This is a genomic window from Amaricoccus sp. (genome assembly GCF_036846665.1).
Lineage (GTDB): Bacteria > Pseudomonadota > Alphaproteobacteria > Rhodobacterales > Rhodobacteraceae > Amaricoccus.
The window spans coordinates 1-4,329 of sequence record NZ_DAIUBO010000280.1 but is presented as its reverse complement, the minus strand read 5'-3'; the positions used below and the strand labels follow the sequence as shown (position 1 = coordinate 4,329).

General features: G+C 63.6%; 4 protein-coding genes. 1 reads left to right on the top strand and 3 read right to left on the bottom strand.

What is annotated here, in order from left to right; genetic code table 11:
* A partial coding sequence (locus V7050_RS18600) for a DEAD/DEAH box helicase family protein (RefSeq protein ID WP_324411000.1) occupies positions 1–1,651 on the bottom strand: 1,651 nt, incomplete at its 3' end.
* A gap of 503 nt (positions 1,652–2,154) precedes the next feature.
* On the opposite strand from V7050_RS18600, the gene V7050_RS18595 reads away from it, so the two are divergent.
* A complete protein-coding gene (locus V7050_RS18595) occupies positions 2,155–2,661 on the top strand; it encodes an NADAR family protein (protein ID WP_324410998.1) in 507 nt (168 codons plus the stop codon).
* 80 nt (positions 2,662–2,741) lie between these two features.
* Here the strand turns inward: V7050_RS18595 and V7050_RS18590 are convergent, their stop codons facing one another.
* Both V7050_RS18590 and V7050_RS18585 read right to left on the bottom strand, forming a co-directional pair.
* Positions 2,742–3,746 (bottom strand): PfkB family carbohydrate kinase, encoded by a 1,005-nt coding sequence (locus V7050_RS18590; protein ID WP_324410996.1) that lies wholly within the window; start codon positions 3,744–3,746, stop codon positions 2,742–2,744.
* A gap of 26 nt (positions 3,747–3,772) precedes the next feature.
* A partial coding sequence (locus V7050_RS18585) for a hypothetical protein (protein ID WP_324410994.1) occupies positions 3,773–4,329 on the bottom strand: 557 nt, incomplete at its 5' end.

Here is a 4,329-nt window from a genome sequence, read left to right as displayed (position 1 = left end):
CCTCGCCGAACTCCTGCCGGACGGTCTGGATGATGTCGTCGGCGTGGCTGTCGGTTTTGGCGAAGATCAGGGTCTTCGGCACCTCCTTACGGCCAGGAAAGATCTCGGGAAGCTTATCGCGAAAGGCGCGGATCACGGTGCGGATCTGGTCGGGGTTCACCACCGAGCGATCGAGCCGGGTGGCGGCGTAATCCTCCTCCGCGTCCTGCTTCTCCCACCGCTTCGCGCGGGTCTGCCGCTCGCGCTTCTCGACCAGCTGCTCGGCTCGCAGCTTCGCGCCCCGCATCGTGACCTCGGTCTCGATCAGATAGACCTCGTTGCCAACGTTCACCCCATCGGCGACGGCCTTCTCGTGGGCGTATTCGCTGACGACGTTCTTGTGGAAGAAGCCGTAGGTGCGATTGTCGGGCGTGGCGGTGAGGCCGATCAGGAAGCTGTCGAAATACTCGATCACCTGCCGCCAGAGGTTGTAGATCGACCGGTGGCACTCGTCGATGATGACGACGTCGAAGAACTCGGGTGGCAGTTTCGGGTTGTAGACAACCGGCAGGGGCTCCTTGCGGAGCGAGGCGCGCTCGGCCGGGTTCACGTCTTCGGCGCCCTCGGCCAGCTCCTCGCCCTTCAGGATCGAATACATCCGCTGGATCGTCGAGATGCAGACCTGCGCCTGCGGCGAGATGTAGGACGAGGACAGGCGCTGGACGGTGTAGAGCTCCGTGAACTTCCGGCTGTCGTCGCTCGGGACGTAGGACATGAATTCCTGTTCCGCCTGCTCACCGAGGTTCCGGGTGTCCACGAGGAACAGGACACGTCGGGCCCCGGCGAACTTCAACAGGCGATAGACCTCCGTGATCGCGGTGAAGGTCTTTCCCGACCCGGTAGCCATCTGGACGAGCGCGCGCGGGCGGTCCTCCATTAGCGAGGCTTCCAGCTTGGTGATGGCGGCGATCTGGCAGTCACGCAGGCCCGTCGTGTTCAGCGGCGGCAGGTCGTGGAGCGCTGCGCGGAACGACCTCGGCTGGCCGAGCCACTCGCGCAGGGTTTCGGGGCGGTGGAAGGTGAAAACCTCGCGCGAACGGGGCTTCGGATCGCGGCCATCGGTGAAGCGGGTGAGGACGCCTGTCGCCTCGTAGACGAATGGAAGGCGCTCCGAGCTCTTCACCCATTTCAGTTGGGCCTCCGCGTATCCCGACGACTGCGCCTCGACGGTCGTAAGCCGGGCGCCCCAACTGTCGGGCTTGGCCTCGACCACGCCGAGGGCCTTGCGGTCCGTGAAGAGGGCGTAGTCGGCCGGGCCGATGCTGGTTGGGTATTCCCTGACCGCGATGCCGGGGCCGGCGGAATGGTCAATCTTCCGGTTGTGCTGAACGGCCCAGCCGGATGCCGACAGGCGCGCGTCGATGGCGTCGCGGGCGATCTGCTCCGGGCTCTGGTTGGGATCGGGCAAGAGCAATCCATTCGGCAACAAGATCTTGAGATCCTGGGCGGAGCTTGCCGGATGATTGGTGGAGTCGCAACACCCGGAGCAGCAGGCCGCTCGGCTCAGCACAATACTCGCGGATCGCCAACCTCTGCCCCAGGCAAACGGCGACGCCTGAACCCAACCGCAACGGTCTTCACGCCAGCTCGATCGGGAGAACCGGCTCGGCATTGAGGGCCATGAGGGTCCACTCCAATGTTTCGGATTCACTCCTTCACGCTGGGCCCGGGCGAACGTTGCGGTACTGCGACATCGCGGAATTCGCGAAGGACGCTGAGCAGGCGTAACAGGGAGTGAAGTCCTTTCGACGTTCCGTCCCATGCGCCCGCTGCCGCTCGTGCGAGCGCCTCCCTGGCGACCTCATTGTCAACTGTCACCGCCTCTGATGGCAGGTTTTCTGCATAACTGAATATTCGGCGAAGGCTGGGAGTCCAAGTCGGGGGGTCGCGATTCAAGGCGCGGCTCACGCTGGATTGGTTGATCCCGACCAACTGGGCGAGCGCGCTCTCCGTTAAGGCATTAATTTTCATGGCAGTCCGCACGAGTTGAACGGCTGCCCGAGCTCCTTCGGTTTCGCTAGGAGGACGTCCGCGCCGATGAGACAAGGGAGATCCGACTTGATTGTGCATATGTGATAATGCAGAATATGCAACAAACGCAAGATAGAGAGGCGCATGCGAGAAATTCGGTTCTACCGCTCTAGCGAGCGGCCCTACGGCGCCTTCAGCAACCTCTACCGGAGGGCGATCGAGTTCGAGGGTCAGGCGTATCCGACGTCCGAGCACGCCTATCAGGCGGGCAAGGCACGCAAACCTGAGGTCCGGGCATGGCTTATGGCCGCCCCGTCACCGGCGCTTCTGGCGATGGCGGCACATGGCCTCTACCAATGGGACATCGCACCGGATTGGTCCCGGACAAGATTTGATAGGATGCGGCGCGTCCTTTGGGCGAAGTTCACTCAGCACCCCGATCTGGCTGATCTATTAGTGTCGACCGGCGCCGCGCGGCTTATTGAGACCGCGACTGTTGATAACGCCGTCAATAGGCTTTGGGGCGAGGTGGAACACAAGGGCGGCCGAAACATGCTCGGTCTCATGCTGATGGAAGTACGGGAGAGGCTCTGGCAAGGGCGCGCCGCCAAGCCTCTTGCTGCGCCGATGGCGGTCGAAGCTGCCGAATAGCGGTGCGGAAGAGAGGGGCAGACTAACCAGCTAACTGCAAGCGCGAGCTTGGAGCCTGGCTCGCGGTCCGTCCAAGCAGTTCAGTAGCCGTCGCAAGGACCGAACGTCAGCGCGAAGGTGATGAAGTCATCCTCGAAGTCTCGGTCGAGGCCCGATCGCACATTGCTGGCCCCGAGCGCGAGAAACAGGCCGCGCGCGCCCGCGAACGCACAGTTCAAGGCCGCGAGCCTCTGCCCAGCCCTAACACCGTCGTGAATATCGCTCGCCGACCAGCCGCCACCGGACGTTCTGCATCTCAGGAGGACGTCAAGGAGGCCTGTCGTGACCATATCGCCCGAACCGCACGTGTCGACGAGTCTGGGCGCTGGCTCTGCAGGGAAGAGACTCTCGGTTCCACGGTAGGCGACGGTGAGGCCCCGAGCCCCGTGCGTGCGAATGACGACCATCGAAGAACGAACTGCGGCTGCTGCCTCGGGCGGTATTCCGCTCATCGTCTCGTCGGACAACTTGAGGATGGAGACTGTCCGAAGAGCGCGCGCGAGCAGGGCCTCGTCGCCGGTCATAGCAGGCTCGAAGAAGACCAGCGCTCCAGCCTCGCTAGCCGCCTCCATGGCAGTGACGATGGCCGGCGACAGTCGATCAGCATAGAACACGGATGCTTCCCTCAGGACCCCGTCGGCCGAAGAGACCTGATCTTCATCTATCGAACGCCAGCGGGGCAGGTCCGCCGACGTCTCGGGACAGCGAAAGCTGAACGAATGCCGCGCCCGATCCAAGTCGAGGTACTCGACGATGACGGGGGAGTGGCGCTCCTGACTGCGAACGACCCAGCGCGTCTCGCAGCCGGCGCGCCCGAGCTCATCGAGCAGTAAGTCACCGGGCCTATCTTCGCCCAACGCCAATAAGGGCGCCGCGCGGTGCCCCAGCATGGCAAGAGACACAAGCACGTTCGCGCAGGAACCACCAAGGGCTTCCACGGCCTGGTCACGGCCAGTGCCGTATATGCGGTCGAGTGCTGCCAGCCCCGTTCCGGCGACTACGCCGCGTGCGGAGTCGAGCGCCTTGTTCGAATCGTCGGCCGTCACCGTGGCTCCATTCCGCACAAATGGCATCATATCGTGAACAAACTGGGAACATCAACACGTGCGATGCCCGGGCGTAACGGCTGGATCGCACGAAGGATCCGCGCCAAGCCCTCCGGACCGGAAATGCCGGGCGGCAACAGGTTCCAGCAAGAGCCATCCCGGTGGCATACCCGGTCTACACTCAGACCGAAAGCACCTTCCAGGAGCTCGAAGTCGTTACCCTGATTGTCCCCGCTGTCACCAATCCGAAGCACGACTGCGGCCTCGTCGGAAAGTGCGCGGCGAACTTCCTCGACAACCCGCACCTTGCTGACCCAGCTCGGAACGACGTCAATGGAATGTCCCGACCGCAGAATCCGGGCACCGATGTTGATCTGGGGTTCACCCGAGCCGATGGACTCGAGAAGGGCGGCGATCCTAGCGGCGCCGGCGTCGGCAGAGGCGAGCTTCTCGAGTGGTATCGTGACCTGGAGCGCTCCTCTCTTCGGGAGCCAGTTCCCGACGAACAGATTCGGTTCAGCGGCAAGTGCCGCGAGGAACGCCGCCACGACGCCGGCGTGGGTTCCCTCGGCGGCGATGGTGC